20 protein-coding genes are annotated in these 21,256 nt (G+C 60.1%); 10 read left to right on the top strand and 10 right to left on the bottom strand.

What is annotated here, in order from left to right:
• Window positions 1–64: 64 nt before the first annotated feature.
• The 3 genes from BTN45_RS00675 to BTN45_RS00665 are packed head-to-tail and all read right to left on the bottom strand — an operon-like array spanning window position 65 to window position 3,363.
• Window positions 65–1,273, bottom strand: coding sequence for an acetyl-CoA C-acetyltransferase (locus BTN45_RS00675; RefSeq protein ID WP_112555896.1), 1,209 nt, complete (start codon window positions 1,271–1,273; stop codon window positions 65–67).
• 39 nt (window positions 1,274–1,312) lie between these two features.
• Window positions 1,313–1,552: a hypothetical protein gene (locus tag BTN45_RS00670; RefSeq protein ID WP_045532859.1), complete on the bottom strand. Its 240-nt coding sequence runs from the start codon at window positions 1,550–1,552 to the stop codon at window positions 1,313–1,315.
• 14 nt (window positions 1,553–1,566) lie between these two features.
• Window positions 1,567–3,363, bottom strand: coding sequence for an acyl-CoA dehydrogenase C-terminal domain-containing protein (locus tag BTN45_RS00665; RefSeq protein ID WP_207588563.1), 1,797 nt, complete (start codon window positions 3,361–3,363; stop codon window positions 1,567–1,569).
• Between the two features lie 377 nt (window positions 3,364–3,740).
• Between BTN45_RS00665 and podJ the strand changes: the two genes are divergently transcribed.
• From podJ to BTN45_RS00645, 4 genes are all read left to right on the top strand, one after another.
• Window positions 3,741–7,484: a peptidoglycan-binding protein gene (gene podJ / locus BTN45_RS00660; RefSeq protein WP_207588560.1), complete on the top strand. Its 3,744-nt coding sequence runs from the start codon at window positions 3,741–3,743 to the stop codon at window positions 7,482–7,484.
• 262 nt (window positions 7,485–7,746) lie between these two features.
• The gene (locus BTN45_RS00655) at window positions 7,747–8,673 is read left to right on the top strand and encodes a sulfite exporter TauE/SafE family protein (protein WP_207588555.1); all 927 of its coding nucleotides are present in this window, start codon (window positions 7,747–7,749) and stop codon (window positions 8,671–8,673) included.
• Window positions 8,670–9,497: a TIGR02186 family protein gene (locus BTN45_RS00650; RefSeq protein ID WP_207588554.1), complete on the top strand. Its 828-nt coding sequence runs from the start codon at window positions 8,670–8,672 to the stop codon at window positions 9,495–9,497. The genes BTN45_RS00655 and BTN45_RS00650 overlap by 4 nt, the downstream gene beginning before the upstream one ends.
• 157 nt (window positions 9,498–9,654) lie before the next feature.
• The gene (locus BTN45_RS00645; protein ID WP_006697645.1) at window positions 9,655–10,092 is read left to right on the top strand and encodes a universal stress protein; all 438 of its coding nucleotides are present in this window, start codon (window positions 9,655–9,657) and stop codon (window positions 10,090–10,092) included.
• 14 nt (window positions 10,093–10,106) lie between these two features.
• Here BTN45_RS00645 and pdeM read toward each other — a convergent pair whose 3' ends face one another.
• A complete protein-coding gene (gene pdeM, locus BTN45_RS00640; RefSeq protein ID WP_035206761.1) occupies window positions 10,107–10,835 on the bottom strand; it encodes a ligase-associated DNA damage response endonuclease PdeM in 729 nt (242 codons plus the stop codon).
• 46 nt (window positions 10,836–10,881) lie between these two features.
• Window positions 10,882–13,473 carry a ligase-associated DNA damage response DEXH box helicase gene (locus tag BTN45_RS00635; protein WP_246751651.1) on the bottom strand — a complete coding sequence of 864 codons (2,592 nt, stop codon included), beginning with the start codon at window positions 13,471–13,473 and terminating at the stop codon, window positions 10,882–10,884.
• Between the two features lie 49 nt (window positions 13,474–13,522).
• On the opposite strand from BTN45_RS00635, the gene BTN45_RS00630 reads away from it, so the two are divergent.
• Together BTN45_RS00630 and BTN45_RS00625 are read left to right on the top strand one after the other, a co-directional pair.
• Window positions 13,523–14,026 (top strand): Rrf2 family transcriptional regulator, encoded by a 504-nt coding sequence (locus tag BTN45_RS00630; protein WP_004439813.1) that lies wholly within the window; start codon window positions 13,523–13,525, stop codon window positions 14,024–14,026.
• Window positions 14,027–14,133: 107 nt separating this feature from the next.
• On the top strand, window positions 14,134–14,595 hold the full coding sequence (locus BTN45_RS00625; protein WP_006698962.1) for a carboxymuconolactone decarboxylase family protein: 462 nt from the start codon (window positions 14,134–14,136) through the stop codon (window positions 14,593–14,595).
• 26 nt (window positions 14,596–14,621) lie between these two features.
• Here BTN45_RS00625 and BTN45_RS00620 read toward each other — a convergent pair whose 3' ends face one another.
• The 3 genes from BTN45_RS00620 to BTN45_RS00610 form a co-directional block, all read right to left on the bottom strand.
• Window positions 14,622–15,263, bottom strand: coding sequence for a YitT family protein (locus tag BTN45_RS00620; protein WP_004439810.1), 642 nt, complete (start codon window positions 15,261–15,263; stop codon window positions 14,622–14,624).
• Between the two features lie 71 nt (window positions 15,264–15,334).
• Window positions 15,335–15,946, bottom strand: a complete 612-nt coding sequence (locus tag BTN45_RS00615) for a YitT family protein (RefSeq protein WP_006698960.1) — start codon at window positions 15,944–15,946, stop codon at window positions 15,335–15,337.
• 130 nt (window positions 15,947–16,076) lie between these two features.
• Complete coding sequence (locus BTN45_RS00610; protein WP_207588549.1) at window positions 16,077–17,018, bottom strand: class I SAM-dependent methyltransferase; 942 nt, start codon at window positions 17,016–17,018, stop codon at window positions 16,077–16,079.
• Window positions 17,019–17,185: 167 nt separating this feature from the next.
• Between BTN45_RS00610 and BTN45_RS00605 the strand changes: the two genes are divergently transcribed.
• Together BTN45_RS00605 and BTN45_RS00600 are read left to right on the top strand one after the other, a co-directional pair.
• Window positions 17,186–17,452, top strand: coding sequence for a DUF6460 domain-containing protein (locus tag BTN45_RS00605; RefSeq protein ID WP_004439806.1), 267 nt, complete (start codon window positions 17,186–17,188; stop codon window positions 17,450–17,452).
• A 1-nt stretch (window position 17,453) separates the two neighbouring features.
• Window positions 17,454–17,951 (top strand): CAP domain-containing protein, encoded by a 498-nt coding sequence (locus tag BTN45_RS00600; protein ID WP_207588548.1) that lies wholly within the window; start codon window positions 17,454–17,456, stop codon window positions 17,949–17,951.
• Window positions 17,952–18,138: 187 nt separating this feature from the next.
• Here BTN45_RS00600 and BTN45_RS00595 read toward each other — a convergent pair whose 3' ends face one another.
• Window positions 18,139–19,230 (bottom strand): quinone-dependent dihydroorotate dehydrogenase, encoded by a 1,092-nt coding sequence (locus tag BTN45_RS00595; RefSeq protein WP_207588547.1) that lies wholly within the window; start codon window positions 19,228–19,230, stop codon window positions 18,139–18,141.
• A complete protein-coding gene (locus BTN45_RS00590; protein WP_207588545.1) occupies window positions 19,230–19,583 on the bottom strand; it encodes a DUF952 domain-containing protein in 354 nt (117 codons plus the stop codon). The genes BTN45_RS00595 and BTN45_RS00590 overlap by 1 nt, the downstream gene beginning before the upstream one ends.
• A gap of 241 nt (window positions 19,584–19,824) precedes the next feature.
• On the opposite strand from BTN45_RS00590, the gene BTN45_RS00585 reads away from it, so the two are divergent.
• Together BTN45_RS00585 and BTN45_RS00580 are read left to right on the top strand one after the other, a co-directional pair.
• Window positions 19,825–20,475 carry a response regulator transcription factor gene (locus BTN45_RS00585; protein WP_006698958.1) on the top strand — a complete coding sequence of 217 codons (651 nt, stop codon included), beginning with the start codon at window positions 19,825–19,827 and terminating at the stop codon, window positions 20,473–20,475.
• Window positions 20,476–20,587: 112 nt separating this feature from the next.
• Window positions 20,588–21,235 carry a helix-turn-helix transcriptional regulator gene (locus BTN45_RS00580; RefSeq protein ID WP_004439793.1) on the top strand — a complete coding sequence of 216 codons (648 nt, stop codon included), beginning with the start codon at window positions 20,588–20,590 and terminating at the stop codon, window positions 21,233–21,235.
• Window positions 21,236–21,256: the final 21 nt, after the last annotated feature.

Genomic DNA, 21,256 nt, shown 5'->3' with positions numbered 1-21,256 from the left:
AAGCACCGGGGATAAATCCTCTGGTCAAGCCCAAGGATGACGGAAGCGGGCCGTAGCCGCTGTCTCAAACCCGCTCGATAACCGTCGCGGTGCCCATGCCCGCGCCGATGCAGAGCGTGACGAGCGCGGTGTTCAGATCGCGCCGTTCCAGCTCATCCAGCACCGTACCAAGGATCATCGCGCCGGTTGCACCCAGCGGATGGCCCATGGCGATTGCGCCGCCATTGACGTTCATGCGGTCGTGGTCAATGTCGAAAGCCTGCATGTAGCGCAGGACCACGGCGGCGAAGGCTTCGTTGAGTTCGAAGAGATCGATATCGGCAAGCGACATGCCGGTCTTCTTCAGCAGCTTTTCGGTAACATCCACCGGGCCGGTCAGCATCAGCGCTGGGTCGGAGCCGATATTAGCGAAAGCCTTGATGCGGGCACGCGGCTTCACGCCCATTGCTTCGCCGCCCGCCTTCGAACCAACCAGCACGGCGGCCGCGCCATCGACGATACCCGACGAATTGCCGGCGTGGTGCACGTAGTTGATCCGCTCCACTTCCGGGTGGGCCATGATGCCGACAGCTTCGAAGCCACCCATTTCACCAGGCATCTGGAAGGACGGGTTGAGCGAAGCCAGCGCCTGCATATCGGTGCCGGGGCGCATGTGCTCGTCGCGGTCAAGGATCGTCAGGCCGTTCTGGTCCTTCACCGGAATGACCGATTTGTTGAAATAGCCTTTTTCCCAGGCATGCGCCGCGCGCTTCTGGCTTTCGACGGCATAGGCGTCGACATCGTCACGGGAGAAACCATATTTGGTGGCGATGAGATCGGCCGACACGCCCTGCGGCATGAAGAAGGCCGGGAAGTTGACCGAGGGGTCCATGTACCAGGCACCGCCCGACATGCCCATGCCGACGCGGGACATGCTTTCGACACCGCCGGCGATGACGATATCGTCCGAACCGGCCTTCACCTTGCCCGCCGCGAAGTTGATGGCGTCGAGACCAGAGGCGCAGAAGCGCGAGATCTGCATGCCCGGCGCCCTGTTGGAATAACCGGCCTCGAAGGCGGCGGCTTTTGGGATCACCGCGCCGGCATCCATGACAGGATCGACGCAGCCCATGATGATGTCATCGACGGCAGAGGTATCCAGCCCGTTGCGGTCGCGGATGGCTTCCAGCGTCTTGGCGGCAAGGCGAACGGAGGGCACCTCATGCAGGCTGCCATCCTTCTTGCCGCGTCCGCGCGGGGTGCGGACATGGTCGTAGATAAATACGTCGGTCATAAACTTTCTCCCTTGCACCGTATTCTCAGTGCATTAAACTCATCTCAGCGTCCATTTTCCGCGGCGATCATCATCAGCGGCAACAAGGCGTCCCTTTTTTCTCAACTCCGTCGCCGCCCAACGCATGTCGTATTGCCACGAATAAAAAAGATCGTGCCCGCGCAGGTCCTTTTCGTGATGGTCCCAAATGTACTTGGCTACATACAAAATTGATCCTTCGCCTTTATTCGCCTTAAGCGCCTCGACTACCCAATCTGTTAGATCTGCCTTCGTGACCATTGGAACCCTCGTTCTCAGAATGCTTCCGCGACCAGTTCCATCATGGTGTCCGCGCCGGTTTCGATGCGGGCCTTGCGCAGCGCCGTTTCCGGCATGATGCGCTCCATGTAAAACTTCGCCGTGACAAGCTTGGTCTTGAGGTAATCCTCATCCGAAGCGCTGCCTGCTGCAAGCGCTTCGCTGGCGGCTTTCGCCATGCGCGCCTGCATGTAACCCAGCACCACGATGCCGAAGAGGTGCATATAGTCGGTCGAGCCGGCACCGGCATTGTCTGGCTTGGCCATGGCGTTCTGCATGAACCACATGGTTGCGGCCTGAAGGTCGTTCAAGCCCTTCTTCAGGCCCTTGGTGTAGAGGCTGAGCTTTTCATCGGCGCGGTTTTCCTCGCAGAAATCGCCGATTTCCTTAAACAAAGCCATCACGGCACGGCCGCCATTCATACCGAGCTTGCGGCCGACCAGATCGAGCGCCTGAATACCGTTGGCGCCCTCATAGATCATGGTGATACGCGCATCGCGGACATATTGGCTCATGCCATGTTCTTCGATGTAGCCGTGACCGCCAAAGACCTGCTGCGCCATCACCGCGTGGTCAAAGCCCTTGTCAGTCAGAACACCCTTGAGGATCGGGGTGACGAGACCGATCAGGTCGTCTGCGGCCTGCCGTTCCTTCTCATCGGTGGAACGGTGGGCGATATCGGATTGCAGCGCTGTCCACAAAAGGAAAGCGCGGCCTGCCTCGTTATAGGCCTTGATGGTCATCAGCGTGCGGCGAATATCCGGGTGCACGATGATCGGATCGGCCTTCTTGTCCGGGAACTTGGCACCGGACAGCGAGCGGCCCTGAATGCGCTCTCGGGCGTATTCGACGGCGTTCTGATAGGCGATTTCGCCTACGGAAAGCCCCTGCAGGCCGACGCCGAGGCGCGCCTCGTTCATCATCACGAACATGGCCGAAAGGCCCTTGTTTTCCGCACCGAGCAGATAACCCGTCGCATCATCGTAATTCATGACGCAGGTGGCGTTGCCGTGAATACCCATCTTGTGCTCGATCGCACCACAGGTGACGCTGTTGCGCTCGCCGAGCGTGCCGTCTTGCCTGACAAGGAATTTCGGCACGATGAAGAGAGAAATCCCTTTGGTGCCTTCAGGAGCGCCCTCGATGCGGGCAAGCACCAGATGGACGATATTATCGGTCATGGAATGTTCGCCGGCGGAGATGAAAATCTTCTGACCGGAAATCTTGTAAGTGCCGTCGCCCTGCGGCACGGCCTTGGTGCGCAGGAGACCGAGATCGGTGCCGCAATGGGGTTCGGTGAGGTTCATGGTGCCGGACCAGATACCTTCGACCATTTTCGGCAGATAGGTCTGCTTCTGCTCCGGAGTACCGTGAACGAGAACGGCGGCAATAGCGCCCTGTGTCAGGCCGGGATACATCATCAAGGACAGGTTGGCGGAAGACATATATTCGCCGATCGCCGCATGCAGCGTATAGGGCAGGCCCTGCCCGCCAAATTCCTGGGGAACGGCAAGGCCGATCCAGCCGCCTTCGCAATAGGCGTCATAGGCTTCCTTGAAACCATCGGGCACGGAGACAGAACCGTCATCGGCGCGCTTGCAACCCTGCTGGTCACCGGAAAGATTGAGTGGGAAAAGTCGTTCCTCGGCAAGCTTTGCCGCTTCGCCGGTGATTGCCTCGATCATGTCGGGCGTCGCATCCTCGAAGCCGGGCAGGTTATTATACCGCTCCAGGCCGAGAACGTCATTCAGGATAAAAAGCGTGTCCTTAACTGGGGCCTTGTAAACAGGCATTACCGATGTTCCTCCGCATCGTGGGCGCCGGAGATAATCCGGCCGATATGACGTGACAATATTTGACGTGCGCGTAAACGTCAAATAAATTCCATGGGGTTATCGCTCTCCCTTTTTGCGTAATTTGCATCCGAACTGCCGCGGGGCTCGGCCTGCATCGCAAAAGTTAAAAAATTCCGACCTTGGTTAACCACTTCTTTACCACGTTTCGTGAATTCTCCCGATGGAGGTAACTGCTTCGTTCATCGGCGCATTTTCCTCCACGGGGGCAAATACCGGCTCTAGAATTGCTGCATGTTGCGGCGACGGCGTGTCCAAACAGGCAACGTCGCGACAGATAACCGGGCACGGCGGGCGGAAGCGAAGCGAGCGAAAAGATGAACGGATTGCGATCGAAAACCCAACAGCCAAGCGACAGGTCGTCGCTTGATGCTCTCAATCGCACCATTGAAGGCCTTGAAGCCCGCATCGAAGGGTTGATGAGCCAGAAGTTTCCGCGCGACCAGCGGGCCGCTGGCGCCGCGCCGGAAACGAAGAGCGAAACCTATGCCGCACCACGCGAGCCACGCACGAGCTTGACGCCACCGCAACTTGATCCCGTCAACGAAATACGCCAGCGCCAGCGTCTGCTGGAGACCAGCTTCCAGCGCCCGCAGGAACCTGCCGCCCGCCCGGAACGCACGATCACACGGCCACTCGCGCCGGAATATCGGCAGAGGGAGCCCCAGCCGGCTCCTCAGGCCGCACCGCGCGCACGCGCCATCCCGCCCTATCAGGAGCCACGCAATGACGCGGCCCTGCAGGAAATCGCGCAGGCACTCGTGAACCTCCGCCACGAATTGAAGCACGATATTGCAGAGGGCGTTGCGCGGGAGGCGCAGGGACTGCGCGCGGAAATCCGCAATATCCGCGCCGCGGCGGAAGACCAGCAATTCATCGGCGATCTGCGCGATGACATCGCACGGCTTGCCGGAAGCATCGACCAGCTCGGCAATCTGGCATCTCCGGATGTCTATGCGCTGCGCAACGAATTCGAGGACCTGCGCCTCACCATTGACCAGCTCGCACGCGAAGACAGCGTCCATCGGATCGAAAGCCGCTGGAACAATGTGGAAGACACGCTGCGTGGTTTCGATGCTGGCGCCCTTCAGGATGAAATCGTCTCCCTCGCCTATCGTCTCGATGACATCAAGACGCAGCTCGGCGGCATGAGCAACAATCCGGCCGTTCGCGTGCTCGAGGAGAAGCTGATCGCGATCGCCAGCGCGGTCGAGCAACTCGGCAAGCACATGCAGCCGAATGAAGCGGTCTTTAGCGAACAGTTTTCCGGTCTCGATCAGCGGCTGGACGAAATCAGCCGCGCCATTGCGGCGACCGGCACACGCGCCAATGCGCAGGCAACCGACAATGCGCTCGCCCAGCGACTGGAAAACCGCCTGAACGGCCTCGCCGAACAGCTCGGTGATATCAACCGTCTCGCCGCTGCAAAACCGGAACCCTCCGTTGATCTTACTGCGCGCCTTGAAGCGCTGGCCGGCAAGATCGATGAGCTGAGCACCGCGCGCGATGCAGCGCAACTGCATGAGCGACTGGACCAGCTTTCACTGCTTCTGGAACGGTCGCAGCGCCCTTCGCAACAGGCGGAGCTGACGTCTTTCCTCAGCGACATTTCTCGCAAGATCGATGCGCTCGACCACGGCACAGTCAATGAGGGTCTGGCCGAACGGCTCGACACGCTCTCTCGGCAGATCGAGGAGCTCGATTATCGCTATAGCCAGCCGCAGCTGGCATCGGGCCTCAGTGAAAGCGCCTTTTCGCGCCTGGAAGAGCGGCTTGGCACTATCGCCGCGCGACTGGATGAGACCGCCCATGCCGCCCCCGCTGACAGCCATGCGCTGGCGAGCCTTGAAAACCAGATCGCCCATCTCTCGACGCTGATCAGCCAGCCGGTTCAGATGCAGGCCGCAGGCATGTCGCCTGAACTCGATGCGCGCATGGCGGCGATCGAAGACTATATGGCTTCGAACGACGAATATATCATCGAAGCGGCCCGGCAGGCAGCCGAGGCCGTTCTCGACGCCTATACCCGCAACAACCTCTCGGCCGGCGCGAACATCGCCGACATGTCGATGCTGACCGATCTCGCGGCCGATTTGCGCAACCTTGAAGCGCTGAGCCGCAACACCGAAGAGCGCACGCACCGCACCTTCGAAGCACTGCACGAAACGCTGGTGCAGATTGCCGGCCGCCTGGATAATCTCGACAACGGACCGTCTTACCGCGACGAGCCCACCCGTCACGTTGCAGAGCAGGCTGTTGCCGCAGGCCGCGAAGACGTCGCGATGCCGGCCGCCATATTCCCGGAAGAAGGCTATATAGCCGAAGAGCAGGCCATTCTTGAGGATGTCAGCGACAACGACGCGACCGCCATCGTGCCGCCCGCTGCCGTCAAGCCCGCAAAAGCAGAGAAAACGAGCCTGCTCGCCGGGCTGACGAAGCGCTTCAAAACAAGCACGGCGAAGCCCGCAAAGACCAAGGAAGAACCCGTATCGGCCTCTTCCGCCCGCACCCAGGTTGAGCCTGCCCCGTCGCTTGATCCGATCGACGTTCTGCCAGCCGGTCAGGAGAACGAACTCCTGGAGCCCGGTTCGGGCGCGCCTGATATCAAGAAAATCCTGGAACGCGTGCGCGCCAGCCAGGTGGCCGCCACCGGCAAGGCCGTGGACGCGGAAGGACGGACGGACTTTATCGCCGCCGCCCGCCGTGCCGCGCAGGCCGCCGCGATGGAAACAGCGCCGGAAAAGCTTGAAACCGGCAAAAAGAAAAGAAAGACCGAAACTTCGGCTCTTTCGCGTTATCGCCGGCCGCTGCTGCTCGGTATCGGCGCGATCCTTCTGGCGATGATGGCCATGCCCCTCGTCAAGACACTGATCAGCGGCACGGAAGCCCCGGCGCCGGTGATTGAACAGAAGATGGACAATGCACCGGTTTCCGCCCTACCCGAAACCGGCGACAAGGCCGTCACCATACCGTCTGACCTCGCGATCGAATCCGGGCAGGCAGCCCCGGCCGATAGCATCGAGAACTCCACTCCGGCACAGAATACCATTGACCACCGGACCATTGGCGGTGCGCCGCTACCCGAGGAGCCGCCGGTCGCCGATGTTCCCGCCGTGGATCCCGCAAAATCCGGCACCGTCGCGCAGGCAGAATCGCCGAAACCGGCTGAGGCCGTCTTCACGGCCGCTCCCGCCGACGGCGCCATCGTCGTTCCCGCCGGGATAGAGCCCGCATCGCTTGCTGAAGCCGCCGCCAAGGGCGACACGCAGGCGCTATTCGAAATCGCAGCCCGCTACACCGACGGTCGCGGCGTTGCCGCCGACCGTGCCGAAGCCGCGAAGTGGTACAAGCTGGCTGCCGATCGCGGTCTTGCGCCCGCGCAATATCGTCTCGCCAATCTTTACGAGAAGGCGAACGGCGTCGAACGCAACCTTCCGGAAGCGAAGCGCTATTACACGCTGGCCGCCGAACAGGGCAATGCGGGCGCCATGCACAATCTTGCCGTCCTGCTCGCTTCCGACGCGGCGGGCCAGCCGGATTTTGCTGCCGCCGCGCAGTGGTTCATCAAGGCCTCCGAACTCGGTGTGCGCGACAGCCAGTTCAATCTTGCCATCCTCTACGCGCGCGGCAGCGGCGTGAAACAGGATATCGAGGAATCCTACAAGTGGTTCGCCATTGCCGCCAAGGATGGCGATGCCGATGCCGCCCAGAAGCGCGACGAAGTGGCGGGGGCCTTGAACCCGCAGCAGCTCCAGAGCGCCAAGGCCAAGGTGGAGGCGTGGAAGGTCAAGCCGCTTTCGGAAGATGCCAACAGCGTCAACCCGCCGGAAGAGTGGGCTGGCAAGGAAGGCGTGAAAACCGCCTCCGTGGACATGGAAAAGGCGATCCGCAACATTCAGGCGATCCTCAACAAGAACGGCTTCGATGCCGGGCAGCCGGACGGCAAGCTCGGCAAGAACACCGTGACGGCCATCAAGGACTTTCAGAAATCCGTGGGCCAGACCCCGGACGGGCGCATTACCAACGAACTGGTGACAGCGCTTCTCGCCCGCAATAAATAATGGTTCTGAAACCCAAAAAGCGGCCCCCCGGCCGCTTTTTGGCAACGCCTGACAGGAATGTGGGCGGCTGCCTTCGCCAGACCTCTATCTTTCCAAATTATCAACGTATTTACCGTTGAATGTTGACAGGTTAGGCCCTCGCGGGCATGACGGATGAAGGCTGGGCATGCCCGGTCTTTTCAGACAGAAAGTGTAAATCGCGGCAAGGCCCCCTCACCGGACAAGCCATGCCGCCCGGAACCATTTGCCCGAGGTCCGAGCCGTGACTGTCTATCTGCCGATCGCAGAACTGTCGGTGAATATTTTCATCATTCTCGGCATGGGCGCGGCCGTCGGTTTTTTGTCCGGCATGTTCGGTGTGGGCGGTGGCTTTCTGATCACCCCGCTGCTGATTTTCTACAATATTCCGCCAGTCGTGGCCGTGGCGACGGGCGCCAACCAGGTGGTGGCCTCCTCCGTTTCAGGCTCGATCACCCATTTCCGGCGTGGAACCCTCGACGTCAAGCTCGGCAGCGTTCTGCTCGTCGGCGGCCTCCTGGGCGCCACGGTCGGCGTGTGGATATTCTCGTTACTTCGCAGCATCGGCCAGCTCGACCTCATCGTTTCGCTGCTCTACGTCATCCTGCTCGGCACCGTAGGCGGGTTGATGCTGAAGGAAAGCATTTCGGCACTTCGCCGCGCCGCCCGCAACGAGACGGTGACGCTGCGCCGGCCGGGACACCACAACTGGGTACACCGCCTGCCGCTGAAAATGCGGTTCAAGAAATCGAAAATCTATCTCAGCATCATTCCAGTCGTCACGCTCGGTTTCGGCATCGGCATACTCACCTCCATCATGGGTGTGGGCGGCGGTTTCATCATGGTGCCGGCGATGATCTATCTGTTACGCATTCCCACCAGTGTGGTTGTCGGCACCTCACTGTTCCAGATCATTTTCGTCACCGCATACACGACCGTCGTACAGGCAGCGACCAACTACTCCGTCGATGTGGTGCTGGCCTTCATCCTGATGGTGGCTGGCGTCATCGGCGCGCAATATGGTGTACGCGTCGGCCAGAAACTGCGCGGCGAACAGCTGCGTGCGCTGCTGGCGCTTCTTGTCCTCGCCGTCGCCCTTCGCCTTGCGGTATCGCTGGTGGTGCGGCCGGAAGACCTGTTTTCGGTCGCCGTCGGGGGGTTAGGTTATTGACCCGCCATTTGTTGCTTGTTGCCCTTGCCCTGCTCTCCTGTCTTGCCTTCGGGCAAACTGCTTCCGCCCAGACGCCGCCGCTTGCGCTGCCGCCGGGTCCGCAGCAGCGCCCCCTGCAGGAAAACATCGAAATCGGCGCTTCGACGACGGAAATTCCGATAGCCTCGGATTTTCGCGGGGCGGATTTCACGCTCTTCGGGGCGCTCAACAATACCGACCAGCTGCTGCTGGCCATCGGGCAATATGACATCGTGGTGACGCTGGAAGGGCCGAGCGACTACATGACCGTGCGCAAGAAGGAGCGTGTGGCAGGCATCTGGATCAATACCAGCGCCATCACCTTCACGCCGCTGCCGGAATCCTACTCCATGGCCAGCACCCGCAATATCAGCGATGTCGCCTCCCCCGGAACGCTGCGCGCCATGGGGCTCGGCGTCGACCATCTGTCGCTCAAAAGCGCTGTCTTTTCGGGCGTGCCCGACAATGTCTTCGATTTTCAGGAGGCCTATCGTCGGCTCAAGCTTTCGAGCGGCATCTACCGCAATGATACGACCGGGGTGAGGCTGGAACGCACGGGCCTATTTTGGGCGACCTTGCGCCTGCCCGCCAACGTGCCGAACGGGGTGCACACGGCGCGCGCCTATCTCTTCAAGAGCGGCAAATTCATCGCCCAGCGCGAATTAAAACTGCGCGTCGTCAAGACCGGCATGGAACAGGCGATCACCGATGCCGCGCATCAGACGCCGCTTGCTTACGGCGCGCTTTGCGTTCTGCTCGCCGTCGTTACCGGCTGGGGCGCCAGCATCATCTTCCGCAAGGACTGAGCGTTTTCAATCGCGCAAAAGAGAGCGTCTGCCACCCGCACGGGCAAAGATAGCATTCGCTTCCTTCCGGGGTTTGCTGTAAAATTCAAGGCGTTACAAACGCACGCAGCTGATGGCGGCAAGTGCGGTTGTAACAGGGATGAAAAGGAGAAATGTCATGTTCAAGCACATTCTCATTCCCACCGATGGCTCGCCGCTGGCGCAGATCGCAATCGACCAAGGGTTCGCTCTCGCCAAGGAGGCAGGCGCAAAGGTGACCGTGGTGACGGTATCGGAACCCTTTCATGTGATTGCCAGCGATGTCGAGGACATTGCCGCCATTGCCGAAGAGGAATTCCACCGTTGCGAAGAGGCGGAGCATCTGCTTCGCGATACGCAGGCGCATGCCACCGCCATGGGGCTGGATTGCGAGGCCCTGCTGGCGCGGGCGGGGCGGCCGGACGAGGCGATCATTGAAATAGCCGACAAGACCGGCTGCGACCTCATCGCCATGGCCTCGCACCGGCGCAGGAGTTTCGTCGAGATGCTGCTCGGCAGTGTGACCGCCAAGGTGCTGAAGAATTCGAAGATACCGGTATTGGTCTACCGCCAATAGGCTGCGCTAAAATCTCAGCCGAGCAGACTGGAAAACCGCACCGAGTAGATGCGATCTCTCCCCATCAGATGCGCGACGAGAGCGGCATGATCGAACAGGCCGCGCATTGCCTTGTGGCGTAAATCCAGCCCGCCGCTCAACACCCCGAATGCCGGCATCAACAGACGCGAACCATCGGTGGCGAAACAGGGCCGCCGCACTGTCTTCTCGCGGCGTCGCACAGTGGCAGAGGGATGCAGGTGACCGGCGATTTCACCGGCCGCATCGCCCGGCTTAGGCTCGTGGCGGAAAACGAGATTGCCGTAAAACATCTCATCCACCGAAGAACCCGGCAGATCGACCGTGCCATCGGGGTCGTGGTTGCCGTTGATCCATATCCATTCGCGACCGCGGGCCATCTCGCGGATCAGTTCGCGCAACGGCAGCGGCAGGTGCTGGGAGCCGACGCGATCATGAAAATTGTCGCCCAGGCTGACGACGATCTTCGGATCGTAGCGGCTGATGAGGGAAGACAGTATCTTGAGGGTGGCGATGGTGTCGTAGGGCGGCAGCATGCGTCCACGCCTTGCAAAAGCCGCACCCTTTTCCAGATGCAGGTCGGAAACGACGAGCAGCGACAGGTCGGGCAGGTAGAGCCCACCCAAAGGGTCGCACCAGGCGGAAACGCCGTTGATGGCGGTCTCGCTGCCCAGGCATTCGAAGCCGTTGGAAAACCTGTCGCTCAATGTCAGCCGGCTCAGCACTTTTATCGTTGTTCCTTCAATGCATACTTCAGCACATGGGCATATTTCAGGACATGGCCTCGGCGATCAGCTCATCGGCAGCTTCCGCCAGCACATCGTCCATCGCTTCGCCCGCCACCGTCTCCCGGCCGATTTCCAGCATGACCGGAACGGCGAGGGGCGAAACGTGCTCCAGCGCGCGATGCGTGGTGTGTCCCTTGATTCGCTTCAGCATATCGCCAAGACGGCCAATATCCAAAAGTCCTGCTGCGGCATCGCGTCGCGTCGCTTCCAGCAGGATATGATCCGGCTCATGGCTGCGAAGAACGTCATAAATAAGATCGGCGGACACCGTGACCTGCCGGCCGGTCTTTTCCTTGCCGGGATGGCGGCGTTCGATCAGCCCGGAAATGACTGCGCAATTGCGGAAGGTGCGTTTCAGCATGAAGGATTCGTCCAGCCATGCTTCCAGATCGTCGCCAAGCATGTCCTCATCGAGAAGGTCGGCCAGCGACAGGCGGTGGGATTTCAGCCGCATGCCGATATCCTCCATGGCCCAGATGGCGAGCGAATAATCGGTGGCGACGAAACCCATCGGTTTTGCCCCGGCCCGCTCCAGCCGCCGCGTCAGAAGCATGCCGAGCGTCTGATGCGCCAGCCGTCCCTCGAAGGGATACATGACCATGAAGAAGCGCTTACGGAAGGGGAAGGTCTCCACCAATAGCTCGTCGCGCTTGGGAATGATCGACTTCTCCTTCTGGATTGCCAGCCAGTCGCGAACCTGATCCGGCAGGGCATGCCACCGTGTCGGGTCTGCCAGCATGGAGCGCACTTGATCTGCCAGGTAGGTGGAAAGCGGAAATTTGCCACCGGCATAGGAGGGTATCTTCGGATCCATGGAAAAGGCCTGTGAGACCAGGCATTCATTCTCCCTGATGCCCTCGAACCGCAGCACCTTGCCGGCAAAGAGAAAAGTATCGCCCTGCACCAGCTGCTCTAGGAAATATTCCTCGACCTTGCCGAGCGACATGCCACCGCGACCGACCGTGCCCTTGGCATTGCGCTTGACCATGCGGACATTGAGTTCCGCCGCCTCGACGATGGTGCCGAGGTTGAGGCGATATTGCTGCGCTACCGCCGGATTGGACACGCGCCAGCGACCGTCCTTCATCTGGCGGATGCGGGCATAACGTTCATAGGTGCGCAGCGCGTAGCCGCCGGTGGCAGTAAAATCCACCACCCGATCGAAGGTGGCACGCGGCAGGTCGGCATAGGGCGAGGCGCTGGTGACTTCGCGATAGAGTTCATCCGCATCGAAAGGCTCGGCACAGGCCATGCCGAGTACGTGCTGGGCGAGAACATCAAGCGCGCCTTCGGCGATCGGCGGCGTATCCTGCGCGCCGATATAGTTGGCATCCAGCGCTGCCCGGCATTCCATCACCTCGAAGCGGTTGGCGGGAACGAGGATCGCCTTTGACGGCTCGTCCATGCGGTGATTGGCGCGGCCGATACGCTGGGCAAGGCGGCTTGCGCCCTTCGGCGCGCCGACATGCACGACGAGGTCGACATCGCCCCAGTCTATCCCGAGATCAAGCGTGGAGGTCGCGACGACGGCGCGCAGCTTGTTTTCCGCCATCGCCGCTTCGACCCTGCGGCGCTGGCCGGCATCAAGCGAGCCGTGATGCAGCGCGATCGCCAGATTGTCGTCATTGACGGTCCAGAGTTCCTGGAAGACCCTTTCGGCCTGGGAGCGAGTGTTCACAAAGACCAGCGTGGTCTGATGCCGCTTCAGCGCCTCGTACAAATCCTTGCCGGCATAACGTGCCGAATGGCCGGACCATGGGATGCGTTCTTCCGTGTGCAAAATGGAAATATCGGGCTTTGCACCGCCTTCGACGGTTATCAAACCGGCCGGCGGCTTCCCCTGCCCCTGCGGTGCAAGATAACGGCGCAAATCCATCGGCTCCGCCACCGTGGCCGAGAGGCCGATGAAACGGACATCGGGCGCATGCCGGCGCACGCGGGCGAGCGCCAGCGACAACAGATGGCCGCGTTTGGAGGTGACGAGCGAATGCAGCTCATCCAGCACCACATATTTCAGGTCACGGAAAAAGCGCTCGGCCTCCTTGTTGGCGAGCAGCAGCGAGACCTGTTCCGGTGTGGTCAGCAGGATATCCGGCGGGCGCACCTTCTGGCGCTGGCGTTTCGCCTGGGGCGTATCGCCGGTGCGGGTTTCGATGACAATCGGCAGACCCATTTCGGAAACGGGCTTGGTGAGATTACGCTCGATATCGACTGCAAGCGCCTTCAGCGGTGAGATGTAGAGGGTGTGCACGCCGACAAAGCCGGAGCCAGGCGGTATCTTGCCCCGCTCTGTCAGATCGGTGAGCGAGGCCATGAAGCCGCCCAACGTCTTGCCAGCGCCGGTGGGCGCGATCAGCAACATGTTCTCGCCGCCCCGTGCCCGCGCCATAAGCTCCAGCTGATGGGCGCGCGGAGACCACCCTTTTTCGACAAACCATTTCTGGAATGAAAGGGGCAAGGTGCCGACATCTACGCCGGAAATGGGGGACTCGGTGTGTTTCACGCCTTTAACGTAGTGAAAAACCTGAGAAAAAGAAGGGCGGAACAGGGCCACTTGACAGGAAAACATAATCATGGATAAATAATATCCATGATAGCGCAGCAACAGGACATGGAAAAGACCGATGAAACTCGGGGACGGCGTTGAACAGGCCATTCACAGCGTGGGAATGCTGGCGGGACTTTCCGAAGGCGGCGTGTTGTCCGCGGCCGCGCTCGCGGAATTCCACGGCGTTTCCACCAGCTATCTTCTGAAGCACCTGCAATCATTGTCCAGCGCGGGAATAGTTGCCACGGTGCCGGGGCCGAAGGGCGGCTATCGTCTGGCGCGACCGACTGACAAGATCACCCTGCTGGACATCGTTCTGGCCGTTGAAGGGCCGCAGCCGGCTTTCCGTTGCGCAGAAATCCGGCAACGCGGTCCAAACCCATTGCCGGGCAGGTATTTCACCAAGCCCTGTGGTATCAATGCAGCGATGTTGAAGGCGGAGAAGGTCTATAGGGCCGAACTCGCCAAAACCACCATTGCCGATATTCTGGGCGATCTTGCCGCCACTGACGATGGTGGAATTGCTGCGCGTGGCTGTGCCTTCCTGGAGTTGAACGAGCGCAAGACAGCAGCGCGCTGAGACTGGAAAACAGGTTCCGAAGAAAAACCGATCTACGCTGGAGAGCTTCGCCGCTTTCCGGACCGATGACCCATGACTTCAAACTGACCCAACCAACGGAGAGACCCATGAAAACCCGTATCAACTATGCCAAAGCATCCCCCGAAGCCTTCAAGGCCGTCATGGCACTTGAAAATTACGTTCAGGGCAGCGGGCTTGAGCGCCGTTTCGTTCACCTCATCAAGCTGCGTGCCTCGATCATCAATGGCTGTGCCTTCTGCGTGGATATGCATGTAAAGGAAAGCCGCCATGACGGGCTTTCCGAACAATGGATCAACCTGATGAGCGTGTGGCGGGAATCTCCCGTTTATACACAGCAGGAACGCGCATTGCTCGGCTGGGTGGATGCGGTGACGAAGATCGCTGAAACCGGAGCTCCGGACGATGCCTTCGAAACGCTGAAGGCACATTTTTCCGATGAGGAAATCGTGAAAATCACGGTGGCCATCGGCGCCATCAACACCTGGAACCGTATTGCCGTCGGTTTCCGCTCGCAGCATCCGGTCGATGCGGCTGCGAAGGCGGCCTGACCTCGCAAACCCGCGACCGGCGGCCGCTACATGGCAATGTAGCGGTCGTTCCTGTGATTGATAGCAAGCGTGAGGTTCATAACCAGTGCTCCGAGAACGGAGCAGATAATGACGAAAGGTGTGGCGACGAAGAATGAGCAGGCCAGCACCATGCCGTCAAAGGCGAGCTGCACGAGGCCGGCGCGCCAGCCGAAACGATCCTGCAGATAAAGCGCCAGAATGCCGAAACCGCCGAGGCTGGTGCGATGACGAAACAGCGCCAGCATGCCCGCCGCAACCGTCAATCCGCCGAAAAGTGCTGCGGCAACCGGATTGATGCTCTGAAAGGCGAAAAAGCCGGGCATATATTCCGACAGCAGCGCTGTCAGAGCGATGGCGCAGAAGGTCTTGACCGTGAAGGCGAGGCCGAGGCGGCGGAAGGCGAGATAATAAAATGGCAGATTGACGAGGAAGAAGACCGTACCGAAGCTGAGGTCGGTGCCGTAATGCACGAGGAACGCCAGACCAACCGTGCCACCCGTCAAAAGACCGGCTGCGGAAAACAGCGTGACGCCGAGCGATACCAGCATGCTGCCCGCAAGAACGCCCTGCGCGTCTTCCAGCAGCGAATGACGATCCGGCGCGGAGGCCCAAAGATTAAGACGCCTGCGCGCGCTCGTATCGTCCATGCCTTGTCCCCTAAATACCAAGCCCTGCCGAGCTATTGCGCTGAAGTGCGGGAGATTTCAACCACCGTCGCTCAGCGCACGACGATATATCTGTCCGAACGGTGATTGATGGCCAGAAACATGTTGAGGACAAAGGCGCCGACGATCGAATAGACAACCGTGACCGGATCGATGACGAGGAAAGCACAGAGCATGACGAAGGCGTCGAAGGCGAGCTGGATCAGGCCGGCGCGGATGCCAAAGCGATCCTGAATATAGATAGCCAGAATGCCGATGCCGCCAAGGCTGGCGCGGTGGCGATAAAGCGCCAGCAATCCGTAACCCAGCAGCAGACCGCCTAGCAGCGCCGCCCACAGCGGATTGATGCTGTCGATCACCATCCAGCGCGCTTCCACTTCCGTCAGCACCGAGACAAGGCCGATGGCGATGAATGTCTTGAAGGAAAAAGCGAGGCCGAGCCGACGGAAGGACAGGTAATAGAATGGCAGATTGACGAGGAAGAACAGCAGCCCGAAGCTGATGCCGAAGGCATAATGCAGGAGAAAGGCGACACCGGCGGTCCCGCCCGTCAAAAGGCCGACCTTGTTCAGCAGATAAAAGCCGAGCGCCGAGACAATGGCACCGGTGACGATGCCCTGCACGTCTTCCACCGGCGCGTGTCTGGCCGGATCGGAACTCCACATGCCGTAAACGCTTCTCGTTCTCACGCTTTGCCCTCGGTTTCTTTCATATTTTGCACTGCAAAACGAACCCGATCAAGATGGATACGTAAGGAAGGCTGACCTATCGAGCAAATGGAAAGAAATGAGATGTTCAGACCTTGGCGCGGGCAAGAAAAAGAATGCCGGAAAGGGGTTTTCCGGCATCCTTGCGAATGGTGGTCTTGCGAATTTCCATGAGATCAAAACCCGCCCGCTCCAGAAGACCGCTGACATAGGTTTTCGAATGGGCGTAACGAAGGGATTCCCGCAGAACGAAACCATCCTCCCCTGCCGCATCCTCAACCGAAAAGGCAAAGAAGCCGGAGGGCGCCAACAGGGCGGAAACGAGGGGCATGACGGTTTCGAGACTGCCGAGATACATCATTACATCGGCGGCGGCGACGAGATTGGCGCGCTTCGGCGCCAGGGTCGTGGTGAAGAGCCCCGAAGTTTCCGCTTCGAGGGAAAGATCGGCCTGGCCGAGGTGATCGTAGAGATATTTTTCTTCCGCCTTGGCAAGCATGTTCTGTGAAATATCGAAACCTTCCAGCCGCTTTGCGAAGGCTCTGATTTCAACGCCGAGGAGTCCCGTGCCGCAGCCGATGTCGACGACAGTGTCGAACACCCTGCCATCCGCCGCCTTCTCGATCAGCTCCGCCAGTTTCTGCGGCACGCTGTAATCGAGCTTTTCGACCAGCGAAGTTTCGAAACGATCGGCATAATCGTCGAACAGCCCTTCCACATAACGGCTCGGCGGCTGTTCCGGTGTTTCTGCGGCGCCGAGAACCGCGAGTTTCAGTTCGGCTGCAAACAGGCCTTCCTCATCCATCTCGGCGACCTTTTCGTAAGCCACCACGGCCTTGTCCGTTTCCCCCGCCTTTTCGTGATATTCCCCGAAGCGAAACCAGCCCGCCGTCCACCGTGGCGCTAGTTCCAGCGCCTGCTCCATGAGTTCGGCGGCGGCGGGATAATCACCGCCCTCCGCCAACATGCGGGCATAGTCCGCCCGGCGGTCGGCAATGACGTCACCGGAAGAAAACTGGTTTGGGGCCATTCAAGATTCCTGAGAAGATGCGCGCTGTCATTTATCAAGCCATAAAAAAACTCAAGTCCTATTTCATGGCGCACTCGTGGAATTGGCTGATATGCGCGATATGGTGCGCAAAAACTTGCATCGATGTGGTCGGTTTCATATGTCAGGACAAAACAGGAGACTTGCTGATGGCCGGTGAGGTCAACAAATTGCTGGGTGACACAGTGGCCCGAACGGTGGTGAAGCTGCTCGTGGTTTCACTGCTCGTCGGCTTTCTGATGGCGATCTTCGGCTTGACGCCGTGGAACATCATTTACGGCGCGCGCGACTTCGTCGTCGACCTGTGGCGCAGCGGTTTCCATGCGCTGGGGGCGATCGGCGACTATCTGATCCTGGGCGCCACGATCGTCATTCCCGTCTTCATCATCCTGCGCCTTCTGAGCTATCGCCGCTGACATGACTGACACCTCTCTCCAGACGCTTACACGGCGCGGTTTCGTGCTGCTTTCCGCCGGTTCGGTTCTTTCCGCCTGTGTTTCCGTTCCAACCAAAAAGGGCGTACCTTCAGGCACCCGTGATGAGACCGCGGCGGCGCTTCCAATGGTCAATGACCTGCGACGCTCGAAAGGACTTTCGCCGCTTTCCATCAATGGTGCAGCCAGCAGCGCCGCCGCCTATCAGGCCGGACGCATGGTCAAGGCGCAGAAGATGGCGCATCTGATCGGACTGACCGACAGTTTCCTGATCCGAATGAAGGAGGGGAATGTGCCGCTTCCTGCGGCGGAGAATGTGGCCGCCGGTCAGGATAGCGTGGAGCGGGTGGTGAAGGCCTGGATCGGCTCCAAACACCACCTCGAAAACATGCTTGGGCCTTATAACGGCCTCGGCGTGGCGGTCGCCTACGATGCCACCAGCCGCAACCGGCCCTATTGGGCCATGGTGCTCTGCGCCTGAGGTAAAGGGGCGGCAAGCCAGCATCTTCCCTCATTCCTGTGCTTGTCACAGGAATCCAGCCGACGCGCGTCTGCGCGGCGGAGAGTGTTTTCAGCCCAAGTTCTTGGGCTGGCTGGATCCCTGTGACAAGCACAGGATGAGGAAGGAGAGCCCCTGAGGAAGCACTGCCGACCTTCCAGGCCCGCTGTCAGCCGAGCTTACGATCCGCCCAGCGGTCAACCGCGCTGTCGCGCAGATCACGGATCGATTCCACGCCCTCACGGGCAACCAGCTTCGACAGGCCCTTGACGATGGCAGATGGCAGACCGGGGCCTTCATAGACCATGCAGGAGTACAGCTGTACCAGATCCGCACCTGCCCTTACCTTTTCCAAGGCCGTTTCCGGGGACGAAACGCCGCCGACACCGATGATCGGCAAATTGACGCCGACGCGACGGCGCACCTTGGCCAGAACCGTGGTGGAGAGTTCGAAGAGAGGCTTGCCGGAAAGGCCACCCGCCTCACCCTTGTGCGGGCTGGCTCGCAGGCCGTCGCGTGAGAGGGTGGTATTGGAAACGATCAGGCCGTCCAGATCATGGGCAAGCGCTTCTTCAGCAACGTCGTCCAGTCCCTCTTCGGTCAGATCGGGAGCGATCTTGAGGAAGACGGGGATGCGTCTGCCGAAACGTTCAGCTTCCGCCTTGCGGCGTTCCAGCACGGCCGAGAGAAGGGCGGCAAGGCTTTCGCGTGCCTGCAGGTCGCGGAGACCGGGCGTGTTGGGGGACGAAATATTGACGGTGAAATAGGATGCGACCGAATAAAACGCCTCGATGCCCTGCACATAATCGGCGATACGGTCTTCACTGTCCTTGTTGGCGCCGATATTGACGCCGACAATGCCACGCAGATGCGCCTGCTTCAGACGCTCCAGCGCAGCGGCATGGCCTTCATTGTTGAAACCAAGGCGATTGATGACGCCCTCATCTTCCACAAGACGAAAGATACGCGGCTTCGGATTGCCGGCCTGCGCCCGCGGCGTGACGGTGCCGATTTCGGTGAAGCCGAAACCGAGCTTCAGAAGCGGTCCCGGTACTTCCGCATTCTTGTCGTAACCCGCCGCCATGCCGAGCGGATTGGGGAAGACGAGGCCCGCCACGCTCTGCTGCAGTCTCGGGTCGTGCGGCACCATGCAGGTGGGCAGGAAGCCGCTTTTCAGGGCCGCAATGGACAGCCCATGCGCCTTTTCCGGATCGACAAGGAACAGGCCCTTGCGGCCGATCGAGGAAAATAATCCGCTCATCATAAAATCTCCGGAAACTGGTGCTGGCCGTCGTGATCGAGTGCAAGCAGCGTCTCCCAGAGCACGGCGGTCAAGGGAAGAGACCCGTAAAGGTGAGGGAAAAGATCGCCGCCTCTTGAGGGCTCATAGACCAGCTTGTCGCCGAGGGCCGCGCCGTCGACTGCGATCAGCAGCAGATCGGCCTGGCCGGAAAAATGCCGTGCGGCTGTTTCCGCCACCTGCCTGGCCGTGGAAAAATGGATGAAGCCATCGGTCAGGTCGATGGCGGCGCCGTCGAAGACACCCTTTGCCCTGGCCTCGTTCCACAACGTCTCCGGCACGATTTTATAGATGATCGCGGGCGTTTCCTGCATGCGCTCTCCAAGGCTTTCCAACCATCGCGGTTTGCCGCAAAGCTGGGGGATTGTCCACAGTTTCCACGGCATTTTTATTGCTGAGAGCCTGAAAGACCGCCTGCCCACAAGCTTTTCCTTGTAAAGAGGAACCGATTGGCGCAACCTTTGGCGGAGGAGCCGGGCGTGTTTCGACCACCGGCAAAGGGAGTGAGTCAATAACTGGAAAAGAACCGCATAATGCCCTTGGGAGGGGGCCAGAATGTCGGAACTTGTCATTATCATTGCAGATGATCATCCACTTTTTCGCGGTGCCCTGAAACAGGCCGTATCCGGCCTCGACGGACACCAGACCATCGTTGAAGCCGGTGATTTCGAGGCTGCCAGACGCGCAGCCGCAGCCCGCAACGATGCGGATCTGATGCTGCTCGACCTTGCCATGCCAGGGGTCAGCGGGTTTTCGGGCCTCATGGCGCTGCGCGCAGAGTTTTCCAGCCTGCCGATCGTCATCGTATCGGCGACGGATGACGCGACGACCGTCCGCCGCTCAATCGAACTCGGCGCTTCCGGTTTCATTTCAAAATCCTCCGGCATCGATGACATCCGTGATGGCATCCGCGCGGTTCTGGAAGGCGACCTGTGGGTACCGGCCGGCCATCACGGCGAAAAGGAGCACGATCCGGATGTCGCCGATCTCATCGGCAGGCTGCGAACGCTGACGCCGCAGCAGAGCCGTGTTCTCGGCATGCTGGCAGAAGGCCTGCTGAACAAGCAAATCGCCTATGAGCTCAATGTCTCGGAGGCGACGATAAAGGCACATGTCTCCGCGATCCTGTTGAAGCTCAAGGTGGACAGCCGCACGCAGGCGGTCATCCAGCTCGCCAAGATCAACACATCGGCTCTTGTGGCGTAAGCAAGGATTTTATTCCTTTCCTTCCTTTACTCCGGGCCGGATATGGTCTAGATTTCGGGGTGTTAACGACAGGAGCTTTTCCGCTATCGGCTCCGTTTGCGGGCTTTCTACAATGCTTTCACATGAGACGATCTGGAGCGCCATCGATACGCTTGCCGAACGCCATCAGCTGACGCCTTCGGCATTGGCGAAGCGTGCCGGTCTCGACCCTACTTCATTCAATAAGTCGAAGCGTTTCGGGCCGGACGGCCGCAAACGCTGGCCCTCGACGGAGTCCGTTTCCAAGGTGCTCGAAGCGACGGGAGCGAGCGTGGATCAGTTTTTCGGTTATGCTTTCGGAAAGGCGCAGACGCGACCTGCCGGTGCGGAAAGTGCCATCCCCCTGCTCGGTTTCGCTCAGGCCGGTTCCGGCGGTTTTTTTGACGACGGCGGCTTTCCGGCAGGTCAGGGCTGGGACGTGGTTGAGTTTCCCTCGTCTCCCGAACGCAAACAGGGAGTCTACGCGCTGGAAGTGCAGGGAGAGAGCATGATGCCGCTTTACCGCGACGGCGACATCCTCATCGTGGAGCCTGGCGCGCAGGTACGGCGCGGCGACCGCGTGGTGTTGAAGAGCCGTGACGGTGAAGTGATGGCCAAGGTGCTGGCGCGGCAAAGCCCCAAGAGCATCGAACTTCTTTCGCTCAATCCTGAGCATCCCAATCGGAGCTTCGAGATGGCCGATGTGGAATGGATCGCCCGCATCATATGGGCCAGCCAGTAGGCCGATATCCTGCACGTCATC

Source organism: Rhizobium sp. ZX09, from assembly GCF_017357485.1.
GTDB classification, from domain to species: domain Bacteria; phylum Pseudomonadota; class Alphaproteobacteria; order Rhizobiales; family Rhizobiaceae; genus Agrobacterium; species Agrobacterium pusense.
The sequence above is the reverse complement of the archived record's forward strand: the minus strand, read 5'-3'. Positions and strand labels throughout refer to the sequence as shown.